Origin of the sequence: Salinivibrio sp. MA607 (assembly GCF_001996245.1) — a bacterium.
GTDB classification, from domain to species: Bacteria; Pseudomonadota; Gammaproteobacteria; order Enterobacterales; family Vibrionaceae; genus Salinivibrio; species Salinivibrio costicola.
This window is the reverse complement of the sequence record NZ_MUFJ01000003.1, coordinates 89273-106592: the sequence shown is the minus strand read 5'-3', so window position 1 is coordinate 106592 and position 17320 is coordinate 89273. Positions and strand designations below refer to the sequence as shown.

General features: G+C 50.7%; 17 protein-coding genes. 10 read left to right on the top strand and 7 right to left on the bottom strand.

The genetic code is table 11. The features are described from left to right. Positions 1-107 precede the first annotated feature (107 nt). Genes lptD through apaH form a run of 6 tightly spaced genes read left to right on the top strand, consistent with a single transcriptional unit; the run spans position 108 to position 6791 of the window. Positions 108-2432: an LPS assembly protein LptD gene (gene lptD, locus BZG81_RS02560; RefSeq protein ID WP_077676666.1), complete on the top strand. Its 2325-nt coding sequence runs from the start codon at positions 108-110 to the stop codon at positions 2430-2432. 53 nt (positions 2433-2485) lie between these two features. Continuing rightward, positions 2486-3781: a peptidylprolyl isomerase SurA gene (surA, locus tag BZG81_RS02555; RefSeq protein WP_077460039.1), complete on the top strand. Its 1296-nt coding sequence runs from the start codon at positions 2486-2488 to the stop codon at positions 3779-3781. After that, the gene (gene pdxA, locus BZG81_RS02550; RefSeq protein ID WP_077676665.1) at positions 3768-4757 is read left to right on the top strand and encodes a 4-hydroxythreonine-4-phosphate dehydrogenase PdxA; all 990 of its coding nucleotides are present in this window, start codon (positions 3768-3770) and stop codon (positions 4755-4757) included. Before surA ends, pdxA begins: the two co-directional genes overlap by 14 nt. Next, positions 4754-5560 carry a 16S rRNA (adenine(1518)-N(6)/adenine(1519)-N(6))-dimethyltransferase RsmA gene (gene rsmA / locus BZG81_RS02545; protein ID WP_077669219.1) on the top strand — a complete coding sequence of 269 codons (807 nt, stop codon included), beginning with the start codon at positions 4754-4756 and terminating at the stop codon, positions 5558-5560. Before pdxA ends, rsmA begins: the two co-directional genes overlap by 4 nt. A 14-nt stretch (positions 5561-5574) precedes the next feature. Further along, the gene (gene apaG / locus BZG81_RS02540) at positions 5575-5958 is read left to right on the top strand and encodes a Co2+/Mg2+ efflux protein ApaG (RefSeq protein WP_021023353.1); all 384 of its coding nucleotides are present in this window, start codon (positions 5575-5577) and stop codon (positions 5956-5958) included. Positions 5959-5975: 17 nt separating this feature from the next. Further along, the gene (gene apaH / locus BZG81_RS02535) at positions 5976-6791 is read left to right on the top strand and encodes a bis(5'-nucleosyl)-tetraphosphatase (symmetrical) ApaH (protein ID WP_077676664.1); all 816 of its coding nucleotides are present in this window, start codon (positions 5976-5978) and stop codon (positions 6789-6791) included. A gap of 8 nt (positions 6792-6799) precedes the next feature. Here the strand turns inward: apaH and folA are convergent, their stop codons facing one another. The 6 genes from folA to rplU form a co-directional block, all read right to left on the bottom strand. Further along, positions 6800-7282, bottom strand: a complete 483-nt coding sequence (gene folA / locus BZG81_RS02530) for a type 3 dihydrofolate reductase (protein WP_077669217.1) — start codon at positions 7280-7282, stop codon at positions 6800-6802. An 18-nt stretch (positions 7283-7300) separates the two neighbouring features. After that, positions 7301-7765: a threonine/serine exporter family protein gene (locus tag BZG81_RS02525; RefSeq protein ID WP_077646015.1), complete on the bottom strand. Its 465-nt coding sequence runs from the start codon at positions 7763-7765 to the stop codon at positions 7301-7303. Continuing rightward, positions 7762-8541, bottom strand: coding sequence for a threonine/serine ThrE exporter family protein (locus tag BZG81_RS02520; protein WP_077676663.1), 780 nt, complete (start codon positions 8539-8541; stop codon positions 7762-7764). The genes BZG81_RS02525 and BZG81_RS02520 overlap by 4 nt, the downstream gene beginning before the upstream one ends. Before the next feature lie 145 nt (positions 8542-8686). Beyond that, positions 8687-9850 carry an Obg family GTPase CgtA gene (gene cgtA, locus BZG81_RS02515; RefSeq protein ID WP_077459967.1) on the bottom strand — a complete coding sequence of 388 codons (1164 nt, stop codon included), beginning with the start codon at positions 9848-9850 and terminating at the stop codon, positions 8687-8689. A gap of 218 nt (positions 9851-10068) precedes the next feature. Next, the gene (gene rpmA / locus BZG81_RS02510; RefSeq protein ID WP_025675203.1) at positions 10069-10326 is read right to left on the bottom strand and encodes a 50S ribosomal protein L27; all 258 of its coding nucleotides are present in this window, start codon (positions 10324-10326) and stop codon (positions 10069-10071) included. A gap of 18 nt (positions 10327-10344) precedes the next feature. Next, positions 10345-10656 carry a 50S ribosomal protein L21 gene (rplU, locus tag BZG81_RS02505; protein WP_021023346.1) on the bottom strand — a complete coding sequence of 104 codons (312 nt, stop codon included), beginning with the start codon at positions 10654-10656 and terminating at the stop codon, positions 10345-10347. A gap of 361 nt (positions 10657-11017) precedes the next feature. Here rplU and ispB point away from each other — a divergent pair, with 361 nt between their 5' ends. After that, the gene (gene ispB / locus BZG81_RS02500; protein ID WP_021023345.1) at positions 11018-11989 is read left to right on the top strand and encodes an octaprenyl diphosphate synthase; all 972 of its coding nucleotides are present in this window, start codon (positions 11018-11020) and stop codon (positions 11987-11989) included. 180 nt (positions 11990-12169) lie between these two features. Here the strand turns inward: ispB and mdh are convergent, their stop codons facing one another. After that, positions 12170-13108, bottom strand: a complete 939-nt coding sequence (gene mdh, locus BZG81_RS02495) for a malate dehydrogenase (protein WP_077676662.1) — start codon at positions 13106-13108, stop codon at positions 12170-12172. A gap of 306 nt (positions 13109-13414) precedes the next feature. On the opposite strand from mdh, the gene argR reads away from it, so the two are divergent. The 3 genes from argR (at position 13415) to BZG81_RS02480 (ending at position 17255) form a co-directional block, all read left to right on the top strand. After that, positions 13415-13885, top strand: coding sequence for a transcriptional regulator ArgR (gene argR / locus BZG81_RS02490; protein WP_077459970.1), 471 nt, complete (start codon positions 13415-13417; stop codon positions 13883-13885). Between the two features lie 306 nt (positions 13886-14191). Beyond that, on the top strand, positions 14192-16762 hold the full coding sequence (locus BZG81_RS02485) for a TRAP transporter permease (RefSeq protein ID WP_077676661.1): 2571 nt from the start codon (positions 14192-14194) through the stop codon (positions 16760-16762). A gap of 61 nt (positions 16763-16823) precedes the next feature. After that, positions 16824-17255, top strand: a complete 432-nt coding sequence (locus BZG81_RS02480; protein WP_021023341.1) for a universal stress protein — start codon at positions 16824-16826, stop codon at positions 17253-17255. Positions 17256-17320 lie beyond the last annotated feature (65 nt).

The following is a 17320-nucleotide window of genomic DNA, read 5'->3' as shown; positions in this document are numbered from 1 at the left end:
GCCGGGCGCAAATTGATTTATGATAATCGCATTTTGCAGCCAAAGCATACTGATGCGTTGCCTTCGTGTACACCACGCAATCAGATAAAACAGGAATGTCTTCTTCAATGTCACCGACTGCACGTAGCTTTTTAGCCACCATGATCAGCTTGGCGCTCTACGGCCCAGCCCTTGTGTTTGCCAACACAGACCCAGCGACTCAGCCTTGCTCTGACAAGGAGGCCCAGTGCGTTCCGGCCAGCGAGCAGACACAGGATGTGAATAACGCCCCCATTCGTGTGGTCGCAGATCGTGCTGAGGCGCAGACCAACGACAAAGCCATCTATAGTGGCAATGTCGAAGTCACGCAAGGCCACCGAAAGATGACGGCCGATACCGCAACCTTACGCGATCCAGAGCGGATCGTTACGGCACAAGGAGATGTGGTATTCAATGATGGCCAGATGATGGTGACATCAGATTATCTACAAGCCAACCTCGAAAGCGAAGACACCACGCTGAATAACGCCCAGTATAAGATGCTATGTACCCCAGGACGGGGCGAGGCGAAACGGGTGTTTAAAAACGGCACCACCTTCTACGAGCTTGAGGATGGCACCTATACCACGTGTCCAGATGAAGATAAAAGCTGGCGTTTTTCTGCCTCAAAAATTGAGAAAGAAGACAGCAGCTTATTTGCTGATCTTTACCACCCTAGATTTGAGGTAATGGACGTCCCGATCTTTTATCTGCCTTATTTGCGTGTACCGGTAGAAGAAGGTCGGCTGACAGGCTTTTTGTATCCGTCGCTTACCTGGAGTGATCGTGATGGCATCGAGATGGAAACGCCGTTTTATTGGAATATCCATCCGCAACTGGATGCCACACTGACACCCAAATATATGTCTGAGCGAGGCGTTCAATTAAAGACCAATATTCGCTACCTTACGCCAATAGGAAGCGGGTCGCTTTACTCTGAATACCTGCCTGACGATCAACTCAACCCCGAGCTCGATTCACGTTGGGGGTTCAATTGGCAACATAGCGGTGTACAAGGTCACTGGCGTTACGAAGCAGATTACAGCAAAGTCAGTGATATCGCTTACTTTCAGAGCCTGGACTCTAATGTGGGTAAACGGGAAGACAACACGCTACTCCAAACAGGCGAGATCAGTTATCGCGGTTTAGATTGGAACAGTACAGTTCGTGTTCGTGACTTCCAAGCGCTAACAGAAGGCACCCGTGTCTATCGCTTGATGCCACAAGTGGATCTTAACTATTACGCGCCACAAGTCACGGACTGGCTCGATATTAGTGTGCCTGCGCAATTTAGTGTATTTGCTAACGATGACCCCAATAAACCCGAAGCCACCCGGACACATTTAGCCCCGACCCTAACGCTGCCATATACCCGCCCTTGGTTTAATGCTACGGCGGAAGCCAGCATGCTGTATACGCACTATGATCAGCGATTTGATAGCGCCATCCAGGATGCAGAATCTAATGCGGAGCTAAGTCATTCAGTCGAGCGAAAAATCCCGACTCTGCGCCTGCACTCTGGCGTTGTCCTAGAGCGTAACTTCTGGGCCATGGGCGGTCATTTCAGCCAAACTATCGAGCCGCAAGTCCAGTATTTGTATATTAAAGATGTGGATCAAGACGGTATCTATAACCCGGTCAACTTTAGTGGCGGCGGTTATGATACCGCACGCTTGCAAACCGACTACTACGGCCTATTTCGCGGTAATCAATTCAGTAGCATTGATTACATTAATCCGGCAAACCAACTCACCTACGGCGCGACGACCCGCTTTTACGATGGCGGATATAAAGAGCGTCTGAATTTGTCCTTTGGGCAAATTTACTACTTTGACCAACCGTCTAACCAAGATGCAGAAACCTTTGATTATTCGTCTTGGGCGTTAGAAGGGGAAGCCAACATTGATGACAACTTGTTTGTCCGCGCATCGATGCAATATGACAGCAACTTACGCGAAATGCAGTTTGGTAACGCGATTGCTGAATATCGCCGCGGCCAGTTTTATGCACAAACCAGTTATCGCTACGTCGCACAGGAATATATTGTCTCGACGCTGCCAAACCGAGACATCAGCCGGCTCACCGATGATGGCCTCTCACAAGCTGGCGTCGTCACTGGGTTTCCTCTCGGCGGCGGGCTAAGTTTTACAGGCCAATATTGGCGCGACCTGACCCAAGATGTCATGTTGGAAAACCAAGTTAGCCTCACCTATCGCTCAGACTGTTGGGTCGTCGGGTTAAGTTACAACGAGTACTTAATGTCGCGCGCTGATATTAACGCCGATCCGGTTTACGACAACAATGTTACCTTGTCATTCAGCTTACTCGGATTGGGAGCTGACAGTGGCTTTAACTTTAACACTGACTCAGGCAACGCTCTGGGTTATCGTGATCCCTTTGCATTAAAGAACTAACACGCCTTATTGTGGTCTGGACTGTTGAACCTATGAAAAAAAGTGGACAAAGCATGAACAAATGGAGTCACGCCCTCATCACTGGCGTTTTAGTGTTGCTGACCCCCTTAACCCAAGCAGCACCTCAAGAGCTAGATCGCGTCATCGCCGTTGTGAATGATGGTGTGGTGCTGAACAGTGAAATGACGGCCATGCGCCAAACGGTCACCCGTAATGCGGCCAACGGAGATCGTGAATTACCGCCTCAAGACGTTCTTGAAGAGCAGATGCGCGAGCGACTCATTGTTGAAGAACTACAGCTACAGGAAGCAAAGCGACTAGGCATCCAAATTGACGACAGCCAGTTACAACAAGCGATCAAAAATATTGCTAAAGAGCAATCGGTCAGTGTGAGTGCTCTGCGCGACAAAATGGCAGAGCAAGGGATCGCATGGGATCAATATCGCGAGCAAGTTCGCCGAGAGCTCACGATTTCAGAAGCGCGCAATGCACAGGTACGCCGCCGTATTAGCATTTTGCCGCAAGAAGTTGAGACATTAGCCAGTCAGCTTAACGAACAGCAGATGCAAAAAGTGCGTTATAAGCTCTCTCATATCCAACTCAAATTGGATGATGACGCGGACAAAGCTGAACGTGACGCGGTGAAAAAGCAAGCGTATCGCTTAGTCGATACATTACGTCATGGCGGCAACGTGGCGGAGCTGGCGATGGAATATTCTAAGGGACCCAAAGCACTTGATGGCGGTGATTGGGGCTGGTTGCGCCTAGAAGAAATGCCAACGATTTTCGCCGACCAAATCACCAACCAAGGGAAAGACGCTATTATCGGGCCATTTCGCAGTGGTGTGGGTTTTCATATTTTGAAAATCGATGATGTGCAAGGTTTGGAAACGGTCGCCGTTACCGAAGTTAAAGCCCGCCATATTTTGATCAAACCCTCGATCGTACTCAGTGATAAAGGAGCGAAAAAAGAGCTCAATCAGCTGATTGCACAAATCGAGCGTGGCGAACAAACCTTTGCCGACCTTGCCAAACAATACAGTGATGACCCGGGCTCTGCCGTTAACGGGGGAGACTTAGGCTGGTCAACCACAGAAGCTTATGTGCCCGCGTTTAAAGCCAAAGTCGATAGTTTGCCAAAAGGTCAAATTAGTGAGCCTTTTAAGACCGTGCATGGCTGGCATGTGGTTGAAGTGACCGATCGTCGCGATGTCGATAAAACCGATGCGGCGGTTAAAAACCGTGCTTACCGTATGCTGTTTAACCGCAAATTTAATGAAGAAGCGCAAGCCTGGCTGCAAGAGCTGCGCGCGGGTGCCTATGTTGAGGTGATCAATGATGACAGCTGAGCGTATCGCGATCACCCCTGGCGAGCCGGCGGGCATTGGTCCGGATTTGGTCTTAGCAATGGCCCTGCTCTCTTGGCCACATCAGCTGGTAGCTATCGCCAATAAACAGATGCTGGCAGCGCGAGCTAAGGCGCTCAATCTCGCCGTGAGTTTGCGGGACTATGACCCATCAGCACGGCCTCGCCCTCATCAAGCAGGGGAGCTGGTCGTTGCAGATATCCCGATGGGCGCAGATGTTGTGCCAGGCCAGTTAGATGAGGCCAATGGTCGCTATGTGCTCGACACGCTGACTCGTGCGGCAGAAGGCAATATGACCGGCGAATTTGCAGCGGTTGTCACCGGGCCTGTCCATAAAGGGATCATTAATCGCGCCGGCGTTTCCTTCAGCGGTCATACTGAGTTTTTTGCCCAACACGCCAACGTCAACCAAGTGGTGATGATGCTGGCCACCGAAGGCTTACGTGTCGCGCTGGTGACGACGCACATCCCACTCGCCTATGTGGCTAAAGCTATTACCCGTGAGCGCTTGCATGACGTCATTGCGATTTTGCATCAAGACTTACAACAAAAATTCGCCATTAAGCAACCGCGCATTTATATCTGCGGTCTCAATCCGCACGCGGGAGAGGACGGCTGCTTGGGTCGAGAAGAAATCGACATCATTGAGCCAGCGCTTGATGAGTTACGCCAACAAGGCATGGATATTATTGGCCCACTGCCCGCCGACACCCTTTTTCAGGATAAATATTTGCAAGACGCCGACGCTGTCTTAGCGATGTATCACGACCAGGGCTTACCTGTGTTAAAATTCAAAGGATTTGGGCGCTCGGTGAATATCACCTTGGGCCTCCCATTTGTTAGAACATCAGTAGATCATGGTACCGCATTGGATTTAGCGGGTACCGGTACGGCGGATACAGGAAGCCTGCGGACGGCCATCTCCCACGCCATTGAATTAGTAGATAGCAAAGCATGAGCGATAAAGTCCATCAAGGCCACCGTGCCAGAAAACGTTTCGGACAAAACTTCCTAAACGACCCGTATGTCATCGACGGTATTGTCGCGGCAATCAATCCTTTATCTGGTGAAAACCTGGTAGAGATTGGCCCGGGTTTAGGCGCATTGACCGAACCGGTGACCGAACAAGTCGATCACCTCAACGTGGTCGAACTCGACCGCGATCTTGCCGCGCGCCTGCGAAGCCATCCATTTATGGGACCAAAGCTGACGGTTCATGAAGCCGATGCCATGGCGTTTGATTTCGCTGAGCTGGCAAACCAGGGACCTCTGCGCATTTTCGGTAACTTACCGTACAATGTCTCCACTCCATTGATGTTTCATCTCTTTTCCTTTGCTGACCACGTACAGGATATGCATTTCATGCTACAAAAAGAGGTGGTAAAACGTTTGGCCGCAGGCCCAGGCACTAAAGCCTATGGCCGCCTCACGGTCATGGCACAATACTACTGCAAAGTGGTGCCCGTGCTGGAAGTACCGCCAAGCGCCTTTAAGCCAGCGCCCAAGGTCGATTCTGCGGTCGTTCGCCTCGTCCCACATAAAACCTTACCGCATCCAGTCACTAATTTGTCGTGGTTGGAACGTGTTTGTCGTGAAGGCTTTAATCAACGCCGCAAAACTATCCGGAACGGTTTCAAATCGCTGGTCGATGTTGACACCTTAACTGAGCTCGGAATCGATCCCAGTTTACGTCCAGAGAACATGACACTGGCGCAATTCTCTAGCCTCGCAAATTGGTTAGATGCCAATCACTCATCATAAACAGGAGTCTTGACTTGCAAGCCACTGAACCCGCGCAATTCGAGGTCCACGTCGCCACTCAATACGTGGAAGACCAATCGGAACCAGACCATGAACGCTTTGTCTTTTCCTACACGGTTACGATTAAAAATGTAGGAGACGCCCCCGCACAGTTGATGCGAAGAAAGTGGCTGATCACTGACGCTAATGGCAAGGAGTTGGAAATCGAAGGTGAGGGTGTTGTCGGCGAGCAACCTAAGATTGCCGCAGGCGAAAAATATACCTATACCAGTGGTACCATCATTGAAACGCCTGTTGGGGTGATGCAAGGGTTTTATACCATGCAAGATCAAGATGCGCAGTCTTTTAAGGTCAATATTGCACCTTTCCGTCTCGCGCTCCCCAACATTCTTCACTAACTCCTCCAAGGAGGCATATGGCTACCTATCTTGTCGGGGACATCCACGGCTGCGATAAAGCGCTACATGCTTTATTGGCTGAAGCTGACTTTTCGCCGGCCCGAGATACGCTTTACTCGGTCGGCGATCTCGTCGCACGCGGTCCCGATTCCCTCGCAGTTTTACGGTATTTTTATCAGCTTGGTGAATCCGCAAAGTTGGTATTGGGCAATCATGATCTCCATTTGCTGGCGGTCGCCAATGGGGTTAAACCCGTCAAAGCAAAAGATAAAACGCAACCTATCTTTGATGCACCAGACGCAGACAGACTATTAAACTGGCTGGCTCAACAGCCGCTAATACGCGATGTACCCGCACCAGACGGCGGGTTTCTGCTGACCCATGCCGGCATCAGTCCGCAGTGGGATAAATCGACTGCCGTCGCCTGCGCCCGTGAGGTGGAAGCGATTCTGCGGAGTGAAGATCAAGTTTGGTTATTGGAGAATATGTACCATGACAGCCCTGATCAATGGGATGCTACGCTGACCGGGATAGCACGTTATCGCTATATTATTAATAGCTTCACGCGGATGCGTTTTTGTTCCCCTGACGGGCGTTTGGATATGCAGTGCAAACTCCCCCCAGATCAAGCCTTAGGCAGTGGCTTAGTACCATGGTTCGAGGTACCTAATCGCCAACGGCTTGAGCAAGCCGTAGTCTTTGGTCACTGGGCGGCATTGAATGGCACTATTCAGCCCAAACTTTATGGGCTAGATACCGGCTGTGTCTGGGGAGGAAAGTTGACACTCCTGCGTTGGGAAGACAAAGCCTGCTTTACCGTTCCCGCCGAATAGACAAAAGGTTAAGCGCGGTCCCAAACCGTAAAGGTAAGAGGGTGCGCATTTTTCTCATCCACGGGATGCGTGCCGACCTCGATTTTTGACCATCCGGTTCCCCATTCTGGAAAACGGGTATCACCGTCAACGTCTAAATCGATAAAGGTGAGATACAAACGATCAGCCTGAGGTAAAAACGCCTGATAAATAGTACCGCCGCCAATCACCATCACTTCTTCATAGCCAGCCACCACTTCAAGCGCTTGCTCGGGAGAGCGCACCACAGTCACGCCCTCGGGCGCAAAGTCCGCATCACCACTGACCACCACATTGATACGCTTAGGCAGCGGGCGTCCAATCGACTCAAAGGTTTTACGTCCCATCACCACAGGGTGGCCCAGTGTTGTACGCTTAAACCACGCTAAATCAGCGGGCAAGTGCCAAGGCATTTGATTGTCTTTTCCGATCACGCGGTCGTTTGCCATTGCGGCCACTAAACTAATTCGCATTGCGCTCGCCTTCCTCGATTAGATCACTGGTCGGCGACGATAAAACAATAGCCCAGGCATCGCAAGACCAATTGCCAACGCGGAGAGAATAAAGCCAGCGCTGAGTAAGTTTTCAATCAAACTGGCCCATAGCGCCGGGCTGTAACCTTGGTTATTAATCGTCACTAGCGCGATCATGGCCTTAAACGCGTACACCCCTGGAATCATGGGAATAATTGCAGCGACGGTAAAAACCTTCGGGTGAGCCAGGAAGCGCTGAGACCAATACACGCCCAGAAAACCAATCGTGGTCGCACCGGCCAGTGTCGCCCACTCAATCGCCACTCCCGACTCCATCAGAACAAAGCGTAAACCATGCCCAACCGCACCGCCATAAGCACAATACTTAAGCGCTTTCACCGGAACATTAAAGACTAACGCAAACCCCACGGCAGGGATCATCGCAAAGAACATATCTTGCAATAACGCCACGAGTAAGATCATAACCAGCCCCATGCATCTACCAAGTTCATCGCCCCCACAATACCCATTGCCGTGGCAAGGGTCAGTAATGACGCCATGGTCCAACGTGCGATCCCCATATCCACAAATCCTTTCATCATATCCGAGACGGCATTAATAAAGGGATACCCAGGGACCAGCATCAAGACAGATGATGCCATGATCAAAAAAGGCTCATTGCCCCATCCCATGATGGTCCCCGTGCTGGATAAGAGAGTGGTCACCATAGCGGTCACTGCAAAGGTCAAAAAAGGGTTAAAGTGACGATGGGCGATAAGTTGCCGAACCCGCATGCCGGTGGCAGAGGCGACAAAGGTCAGCGCAAACACCACGGCATCGCCGCCAGCTAACCGGCTAAAGGCGGCACATGACAAGCCTATCATCCCAACAACGAGCCAAGGAGGGTAACGGAATGGTTTGATACGGCTTAAGCGTTTGCGTACCGCTAACGCGTCGAGAAAGCCCTTCTCTGCTAAGATCACGGTCCGCTGTATGTCTGTGACAACTTTCATGTTAATACCACGATCTGGGCTACGTCTTGCCGTGGTAATACAATGACCATGACTCAAGGTGGTCACCACCAACGAGCTGGCGGATAACGACAGCTCAACACTGTCTAACCCTAACGCACGACCGAGCCGGATACTTACATCACTGATAAGTTTGCTCTCCGCACCATGCTGTAATAGCCGTTGCCCAACTTCAATCACTAAACGTGATATCGCGCGTTGCTCTGGCTCAGTAAGTCGTTTTGTCACCCAAAATCCCTCTTCTCTCTCTGCGACGCCTTCAGTATTGGCGATTGGCTCATGCCAGTCTTTGATGCAAATAAAAGTCTCTTCAATTGTTCGCTAAATCACGGACAAAAAAAAGCCGCTGCAATCGGCAGCGGCGTGAGTCTGATTATGGCTTGTAGATGATCTCGACGTCGTAGTCGTCTTCGTTCCAATCATCCCAGTCATCATCATTATCGTCATCTTGCTTGAGCTGTTGTTCGTGATGATCATCCCATTTAAAGGCGACGGTTTCATCTTCAGGCTCAACCTCTGGCTTCGGCGCAGGCAGTGCCTCAATCGACGCCATCAGATCATAAATAAGCGGTTGCACATTCGCTTTATTGATCGCCGAAATCGCATAATGCTTATCGTCCCAAGCGAGCGCATCAAGCACACGCTCAATCTGAGCTTGGGCCTCGTCTTCCGGCATCAGATCGACTTTATTGAACACCAACCAACGCGGTTTATCGGCAAGTTTCTCACTGTATTGGTTTAGCTCATCAATAATGGTAAACGCATTATCAACCGGATCGGTACCATCAACGGGTAGCAAATCAATCATGTGTAACAACACACGACAGCGCTCAAGGTGTTTTAAGAAGCGAATCCCTAGCCCTGCGCCGTCTGCCGCGCCTTCAATCAAGCCGGGAATATCAGCCACGACAAAGCTTTTGTCTGCGGCGACACGAACCACCCCAAGGCTTGGCACCAAGGTGGTAAATGGGTAGTCAGCCACTTTCGGTTTGGCAGCCGATACCGCACGAATAAAGGTCGATTTACCCGCATTCGGCAAGCCAAGCATACCAACATCGGCAAGCAGTAATAGCTCCAAACGCAGTGCACGTACTTCACCTTTCGTGCCCATGGTTTTTTGTCGAGGTGCACGATTGACCGAGGACTTAAAGCGTGTATTTCCGAGGCCATGGAAGCCCCCTTTCGCCACCATAACCTGCATACCATGCTCGGTAAGGTCTGCGATCACTTCGCCCGTGTCTTCATCGATTGCGCGCGTCCCCACCGGCACGTTCAAGACGCGATCCTCACCGCGTTTCCCGGTGCAGTTGCCGCCTCGACCATTCTCACCACGTGCCGCGGCATGAAAACGTTCAAATTGATAGTCAATCAGGGTATTCAGGTTTTCGTCGGCAAGCAGGTAAACGTCACCACCATCACCGCCGTCGCCGCCATCTGGGCCCCCTTTAGGCACATACTTTTCACGCCGGAAGCTGACGGTACCATTGCCCCCGTCACCGGCATCGACGCGAATAATCGCTTCATCTACAAACTTCATGCTAACTTCTCCGCACCAGTTATGAATGCCTATGGCGTCTCACAACCAGCCTTATCCCAGATTAGTGAATGGTGATCATATCGATCTTAGGATCATTTTTCAGCGTTGGCCGATTATCTGCGTACCGTGATGAGGCGGTGGCTTGATCGGTGATCCCCAGACACAATAAAAAGCCCCGCCATAAGGCAGGGCTTCAAAAATTTGCGTTGCGTTGAAGCTTATTCAGCTTCGATAGTAACGAATTTACGGTTATGACGACCTTTGGTCTCGAACTTCACTTTGCCGTCTGACAGAGCGAATAGAGTGTGGTCTTTACCGCAACCTACGTTGCTACCTGCGTGGAACTTAGTGCCACGTTGACGCACGATGATGTTACCTGCTAGTACAGACTCACCACCGAAGCGCTTAACACCTAGGCGTTTACTTTCTGAATCGCGGCCGTTTTTAGTGGAACCGCCAGCTTTTTTGTGTGCCATCTCTTCTCTCTCCTACTCTTAAGCGCTGATGCCAGTGATTTTGACTTCAGTGAACCACTGACGGTGGCCCATGTGCTTGCGAGAATGTTTACGACGACGGAACTTAACGATATTCACTTTATCGCCGCGACCGTGAGTAACAACTTCTGCTGTTACGGTTGCACCGCTAACAAAAGGCGCGCCAACTTTAACGTCTTCGCCGTTTGCCACTAGCAATACTTTGTCAAGTTCTACACTTGCGCCAGTTTCAACGTCTAGCTTTTCCAAGCGAATAGTCTGGCCTTCGCTTACTCGGTGTTGCTTACCACCACTTTGGAAAACTGCGTACATGTTTTACTCCGCATTTCCGCACGGCCTGCTGCATTTATGAACAACAAGGGGTGCGCATATAATTCATCAATAGGGCGCGAATTCTACGGTAGAAATTAATTAGAGGCAAGAGGGTAACGCAAGAAAATTGGTGAAAAGCTGCTCAGCATTCATTCCCACACATTTTACCGGTGTGATCGCTATCTCGTCACACGTTATCTGGTGTACCATGTCAGTCTTAATACCCGCTCTAGTGCCGATACTGACGAAAGATCCATCACCGTCTGTACGTATTAGCGATCGTGACTCACACCTTACATGGGGTAAGTTGTGTATCGTTAGCTCGGCAGGCAAGTAACTAGGACAACGCCCGGATATATACATGGATTTCAAATCAATCCAAGCCTTGATCAGTGATGACATGGCGCAGGTCGACCAAAAAATACTCGCTCAGCTCAATTCTGATGTCGCGCTGATTAATCAGCTTGGTTTTTACATCGTTAACAGCGGTGGCAAGCGTTTACGTCCCATGTTGGCCATTTTGGCCGCGCGTGCATTGGGTTACCAAGGTGATAAACACACCACTGCAGCCGCTTTCATTGAGTTTATCCACACTGCCACTTTGCTTCACGATGATGTGGTCGATGAATCCGACTTACGCCGTGGTAATGCCACCGCCAATGCTTTATTTGGCAATGCGGCAAGCGTCTTGGTGGGGGATTATATTTATACGCGTTCATTTCAGATGATGACCAGCTTACGCTCACTGAGAATTCTTGATTTGATGAGTGAAGCGACCAATGTCATTGCCGAAGGTGAGGTGTTGCAGTTAATGAACTGTAACGATCCCGACACCAGTGAAAGCAGTTACATGCAGGTGATCTATTCAAAAACAGCGCGTTTGTTTGAATCTGCGACACAGATAGGGGCGATTCTCAACCAAGCGGATACTGATACGGAAAAAGCCCTGCAAGATTATGGCCGTTACCTGGGGACTGCGTTCCAGCTCATTGATGATGTCATTGACTACACCAGTAAAGATGATGAGATGGGCAAGCAAACCGGTGATGATCTGGCTGAGGGCAAACCGACGCTGCCTTTGCTTCATGCAATGCAGCACGGCAGTGACGCTGAATCGGCGATGATTCGCGACGCGATCGAAAAAGGGAACGGACGCGACAAACTCGACGCTATTTTAGCGTGTATGGACGCCTGTGGCTCGCTCGCTTATACCCGTGAACGCGCAGAGCAAGAAGCGGAAAAAGCGGTCCGTGCCCTCGATAGCCTTTCTGATTCGCCCTACAAACAAGCCTTAGTCGCGCTCGCCAAGTTGGCCGTTGATCGCAATACTTAGTCAACGTAGAACTTAGTCAACGTAGAACTTAGTCAGCACAGAACTTAGTCAGCACAGAACTTAGGCAACGCAGAGCTTAGTCAGCGCAGACTTCACCGCAGTGATGCCTCGCTATCACGCTTGTGCCTACATGTAAAAAGCGGCGCCCTAATTGGACGCCGCTTTTTTCGTTCTTGCCGTTTATTTTGCGGCGAACTCTTCACCCATTTGGATATCGTTATGCAGGGTGTCTAACATCTTGTCCATCGCTTGCTGTTCAAAGGCGCTCAGCTCACCGATGTCTAAGATTGCCTCGACACCATTTTTACCTAAATGTACAGGCTGCGCGAAAAAGCGTGCGTGTTCACCGCGGCCTTCAACGTACGCACATTCAACCACATTAGCTTCACCTTGCAACGCTCGCACTAAAGACAGGCCAAAACGGCATGCCGCCTGTCCCATGGATAGGGTTGCTGAGCCTCCCCCTGCTTTCGCTTCAACCACTTCCGTCCCTGCGTTTTGAATACGTGGCGTCAGTGACTCCACTTCTTCTTGACTGAAGGTAACGCCTTTAACTTGCGATAATAGAGGCAAGATCGTCACACCTGAGTGGCCACCGATCACGGGAATGGAGACGTCACGAGGATCCATTCCTTTAAGCTCGCCGATGAAAGCTTCAGAACGAATCACATCCAGCGTCGTCACACCAAACAGTTTGTTTTTGTCATAGACGCCTTTCGCTTTTAAGACATCCGCAGCAATCGCTACCGTGGTATTGACTGGATTAGTAATAATACCAACACAGGCTTTTGGACACACATCGGCGATTTTTTCCGCCAATGACTTAACAATACCTGCATTGACATTGAACAAGTCAGAGCGATCCATGCCCGGCTTACGTGCTACCCCTGCAGAGATCAGCACAACATCGGCCCCTTCTAGCGCCGGGGTTGGATCTTCACCGCTAAACCCTTTAATGCTCACGGGGGTCGGAATATGGCTCAAATCGACGGCCACACCGGGCGTCACCGGTGCGATATCATATAACGCCAAGTCGGAACCGGCTGGCAGGTTATTTTTAAGTAGTAGGGCTAAGGCTTGACCAATGCCTCCCGCAGCGCCAATCACAGCAACTTTCATGTCGTTCTCCTTTCGATATTTCTTATTGTCCGGATCCGGTCCGGCTTCTGTTCGGGCACAAATCGCCCATCAATGGTGCGAACTGTTGCTTCATCATATGCCCGGGTATACCCCCACTCAAGCTTCGGGCGATGATGATCAGCCTAAGCTCTCATTTTTTCGCTCACCCTCGAAACCGGTGTGCGTTCAAGGCTTAGCCGAGACGTAACAACAGTGATATTGTCGCCATTTTAGGCGCGCAATGATTGCTCCTGATTGCATGTATATGCAAAATAGCTACTCGTTTGTCATTACGAGTCTGCCGTCATGCGTAACTCAGAAAAACAAGACCAATTAGTTCGAGCGTTTAAAGCGATCCTCAAAGAAGAAAAATTCAGTTCTCAAGGCGAAATAGTCGAAGCCCTACGTGCTCAAGGATTTGAGGGCATAAATCAATCGAAAGTCTCGCGCATGTTGACCAAATTCGGCGCTGTACGTACCCGTAACGCCAAAATGGAGATGGTCTATTGCTTGCCGATTGAGCTCGGTGTTCCGACCACTGGCAGCGCGTTACGCGAGCTGGTGATGGAAATCGACTACAACGAGGCCGTGGTCGTGATTCATACCGGTCCAGGTGCCGCCCAATTGATTGCGCGTCTACTCGACTCACTCGGTAAGGCCGAAGGCATTTTAGGCGCTGTCGCCGGGGACGATACGATCTTTATCACCCCCACCCGAGGTACCAGCACAGAAGCGCTATTTGAAGCGATTTGTGACTTGTTCGAATACCATTATTGATTTTTTTATCAGGCAGCGTGACACCGCTGCCTGTCTGCCTTGTCTCATATTTGAAGCGCCCTCCCTAAGACAAAAGCGATAACATCTTTTTAATTTTTCTGTACCGCTCTGTTACTATCGGTTTTTAGTACTATCTGTTTTTAGCTGCTAACACACTGTCCACGCTTTCGTTGAGGGTCAATGAAAACGCGGGGAGCAGTGAGCTGCAGACTGGCCAATCACCACACCAGTGAAATAGGCCAAGTAGGCTTTTCTCGGGACACTGCCGCCGCATCAGCGGTGCATATGATAATAAGGACAAACTGCATGACGAAGACACATCAACCGTCTCCTGATGTGCAAGACATGGTGGCGCAAGCAGATACGGGTGCGCGCTCACCACATGGACTATCAGGACGTATTCTTTGGCTGGTACCACTTATCTGGTCCCTTTTTCAGCTTTGGTATGCGTCGCCACTTCCCTTTGCGCTCGATTTTGGCGTCCTCAATAATACACAAGCACGCTCACTCCACTTAGCGTTCGCGATGTTTTTGGCCTTCACTGCCTACCCCGCACGTAAAACATCGCCTCGCGACCGTGTACCTCTTCTAGATTGGATTTTTGCCCTTATCGGCAGCCTAGCCGCCGGGTATTTATTCTTATTTTACAATCAACTGGCCGATCGTGCCGGTGCCTATACTGCCTTCGATATTAGTGTTGCCGCGATCGGCATGGTATTGATGCTCGAGGCAACACGACGCGCTTTAGGGCCACCATTAATGGTGGTAGCCGCCGTTTTCTTGCTTTACACCTTTGCTGGCCCCCACATGCCCGATGTCATTGCCCACAAAGGCGCCAGCCTTAATAAGGCGATGTCGCATCTGTGGCTAACCACTGAAGGGGTGTTCGGGGTCGCATTGGGCGTCTCTACCTCATTCGTTTTCCTGTTTGTACTCTTTGGTGCCTTACTCGATCGCGCGGGCGCTGGGGGCTATTTCATCAAAGTGGCGTTCTCTTTACTGGGCCACATGCGCGGCGGTCCCGCGAAAGCCGCAGTGGTCGCCTCGGGCCTGTCCGGGTTAGTCTCAGGCTCCTCGATTGCTAACGTGGTGACCACCGGCACCTTTACCATTCCACTGATGAAGCGGGTTGGTTTCCCAAGCCACAAAGCGGGGGCAGTAGAAGTGGCCGCGTCCACCAACGGTCAGCTCACACCGCCGATAATGGGGGCCGCCGCCTTCTTGATGGTGGAGTACGTAGGGATTTCTTATGTCGAAGTGATCAAAGCTGCCCTGCTCCCGGCGTTGATTTCCTACATTGCGCTGATTTACATCGTTCATTTGGAAGCTTGTAAAGCGGGTATGGAAGGCTTGCCGCGCCGCCACTCTAGTACGGTATTGCAAAAGCTCTTTTCCTTTATGACGGTATTTGTTGGGCTATTAGTGCTCAGCGCAGCAGTCTATTACGGCATTGGCTGGACCAAGGACGTATTTGGCGTCATGGCCACCGTGGTGATCGGCATACTGACCCTAATTGCGTATGTTCTTCTGGTGCGCTATTCCGCCCGCTACAAGTCTGAAGCCGCCGAAGATCCAGCGGCCACGGATTTATCAGAGGTGCCAGAGCCAGGCCCTACCGTTCGCTCCGGGTTGTATTACTTGCTGCCAATTGGCGTGCTGGTTTGGTGTTTGACCGTCGAGCGTTTTTCACCCGGCCTATCGGCGTTCTGGGCGACTATTTTTATGATTTTTATCATAGTGACCCAGCGTCCACTGATCGCCTACTTTAATCAACGCACCAACTTCAAAGAAGAAATTCGAGAAGGGGGCGTTGATCTGCTCGAAGCCTTTGTCACTGGCGCGCGCAACATGATTGGCATCGGTGTCGCCACGGCGGCTGCCGGGATCGTTGTCGGCACCGTGACTCTAACCGGCATTGGTTTGGTCATGACTGATTTTGTCGAGCTAATTTCTGGCGGTAATATCTTCTTGATGTTGCTCTTTACGGCAGTGATCAGCTTACTGTTAGGCATGGGGCTACCGACCACGGCAAACTATATTGTGGTTTCTACACTGATGGCCCCTGTCATTGTGACCTTGGGGGCACAACAAGGGCTGATTATTCCGCTTATTGCCGTGCACCTTTTTGTGTTCTACTTCGGTATTCTCGCCGATGACACGCCACCGGTCGGTCTCGCCGCTTTCGCGGCCGCGGCCATTGCTAAATCGGATCCGATTCGTACCGGTGTACAAGGCTTTACCTACGATATTCGTACCGCCATTTTACCTTTCATGTTTATCTTCAACACTCAGTTGTTGTTGCTCGACCTCGACGGTCCTTTCCACCTGATATTGACCATTATTTCCGCGACCATTGCGATGCTGGCTTTCTCTGCCGCAACCCAAGGGTGGTGGATGACCAAAAATAAATGGTGGGAAACCGTGTTGCTGTTGCTTATCACCTTCTCTCTATTTCGACCTGGTTTTTGGTGGGATGAAGTCTATCCACCCACCACCAGCTATCCAGGAACAGAAATTATGCGCGTAGCCGAGCAACTGCCTGACGGAAAACCGCTGCAACTGGTTGTGGAAGGGGAAGACTTCTTTGGCGATCAGATTTCCAAACATGTGGTTTTGTCGGTAGATAATCGCCTCGAAAGCGGCGATGCACGGGTACGTGATACCGGTTTGATACTGCGCGAAGAGGATGACTCATTACTGGTTGATAGAGTTCAATTTGGAAGCGATGCCGATAAGGCGGGGATCGACTTTGATTGGCAAATTAAAACCGTCACGGTGGATAACATTCGCCCGTGGAAAGAATGGGTCTTTGTGCCGACACTATTACTCTTGGCATTGCTAGGCTGGAATCAACGCCGTCGTATCCGCCAAGCCTAATGACAGGGGGCACGTGCGCGGCGCGTGCCCTTTTCTTTTTTTGATAGCAAAGGATATCGCTATGTATAAACACATTTTGGTTCCGGTCGATTTAAATGATGAGAGCTTCGCGGATAAGGCGGTCGATCACGCTGCATGGCTGGCCAGTCAATCCGGCGCTAAGCTCCATCTTCTGACAGTCCTGCCGGGGATTCATAACTCCATGGTGGCCTCTTATTTCCCTGAAGAAGCTGCCAATAAAATGAAACGTGATATGAAGCGAAATCTGCAAGGATTTGCGGATAAATATGTTCCGAAAAACGTGGCCTGCCAGGTGTCTGTTGAAGAAGGCAAGCCTTACAAAGGGATTATCAAAACCGCCGAGCGCTTAGGGTGCGACTTGATCGTCATGCCAAGTCATAAGCGTTCTCGCGTCAACAAGATGATGTTAGGATCGGTGGCCGCGAAAGTGCTTGAAGGCGCCACCATGCATGTGATGGTACTCAAACCTTAGTCGATATCTGGCTGCTCGTTTAGGGCCACCCTCGTAAAGTGAAGGTTCAGGCCTTGCCTGAACCT

Excerpts from the sequence above, each read along its gene's own strand:
- lptD (WP_077676666.1), top strand. The coding sequence starts at position 108 with ATGTCACCGACTGCACGTAGCTTTTTAGCCACCATGATCAGCTTGGCG.
- surA (WP_077460039.1), top strand. The coding sequence starts at position 2,486 with ATGAACAAATGGAGTCACGCCCTCATCACTGGCGTTTTAGTGTTGCTG.
- pdxA (WP_077676665.1), top strand. The coding sequence starts at position 3,768 with ATGATGACAGCTGAGCGTATCGCGATCACCCCTGGCGAGCCGGCGGGC.
- rsmA (WP_077669219.1), top strand. The coding sequence starts at position 4,754 with ATGAGCGATAAAGTCCATCAAGGCCACCGTGCCAGAAAACGTTTCGGA.
- apaH (WP_077676664.1), top strand. The coding sequence starts at position 5,976 with ATGGCTACCTATCTTGTCGGGGACATCCACGGCTGCGATAAAGCGCTA.
- folA (WP_077669217.1), bottom strand. The coding sequence starts at position 7,282 with ATGCGAATTAGTTTAGTGGCCGCAATGGCAAACGACCGCGTGATCGGA.
- BZG81_RS02525 (WP_077646015.1), bottom strand. The coding sequence starts at position 7,765 with ATGATCTTACTCGTGGCGTTATTGCAAGATATGTTCTTTGCGATGATC.
- cgtA (WP_077459967.1), bottom strand. The coding sequence starts at position 9,850 with ATGAAGTTTGTAGATGAAGCGATTATTCGCGTCGATGCCGGTGACGGG.
- rpmA (WP_025675203.1), bottom strand. The coding sequence starts at position 10,326 with ATGGCACACAAAAAAGCTGGCGGTTCCACTAAAAACGGCCGCGATTCA.
- rplU (WP_021023346.1), bottom strand. The coding sequence starts at position 10,656 with ATGTACGCAGTTTTCCAAAGTGGTGGTAAGCAACACCGAGTAAGCGAA.
- ispB (WP_021023345.1), top strand. The coding sequence starts at position 11,018 with ATGGATTTCAAATCAATCCAAGCCTTGATCAGTGATGACATGGCGCAG.
- mdh (WP_077676662.1), bottom strand. The coding sequence starts at position 13,108 with ATGAAAGTTGCTGTGATTGGCGCTGCGGGAGGCATTGGTCAAGCCTTA.
- argR (WP_077459970.1), top strand. The coding sequence starts at position 13,415 with ATGCGTAACTCAGAAAAACAAGACCAATTAGTTCGAGCGTTTAAAGCG.
- BZG81_RS02485 (WP_077676661.1), top strand. The coding sequence starts at position 14,192 with ATGACGAAGACACATCAACCGTCTCCTGATGTGCAAGACATGGTGGCG.
- BZG81_RS02480 (WP_021023341.1), top strand. The coding sequence starts at position 16,824 with ATGTATAAACACATTTTGGTTCCGGTCGATTTAAATGATGAGAGCTTC.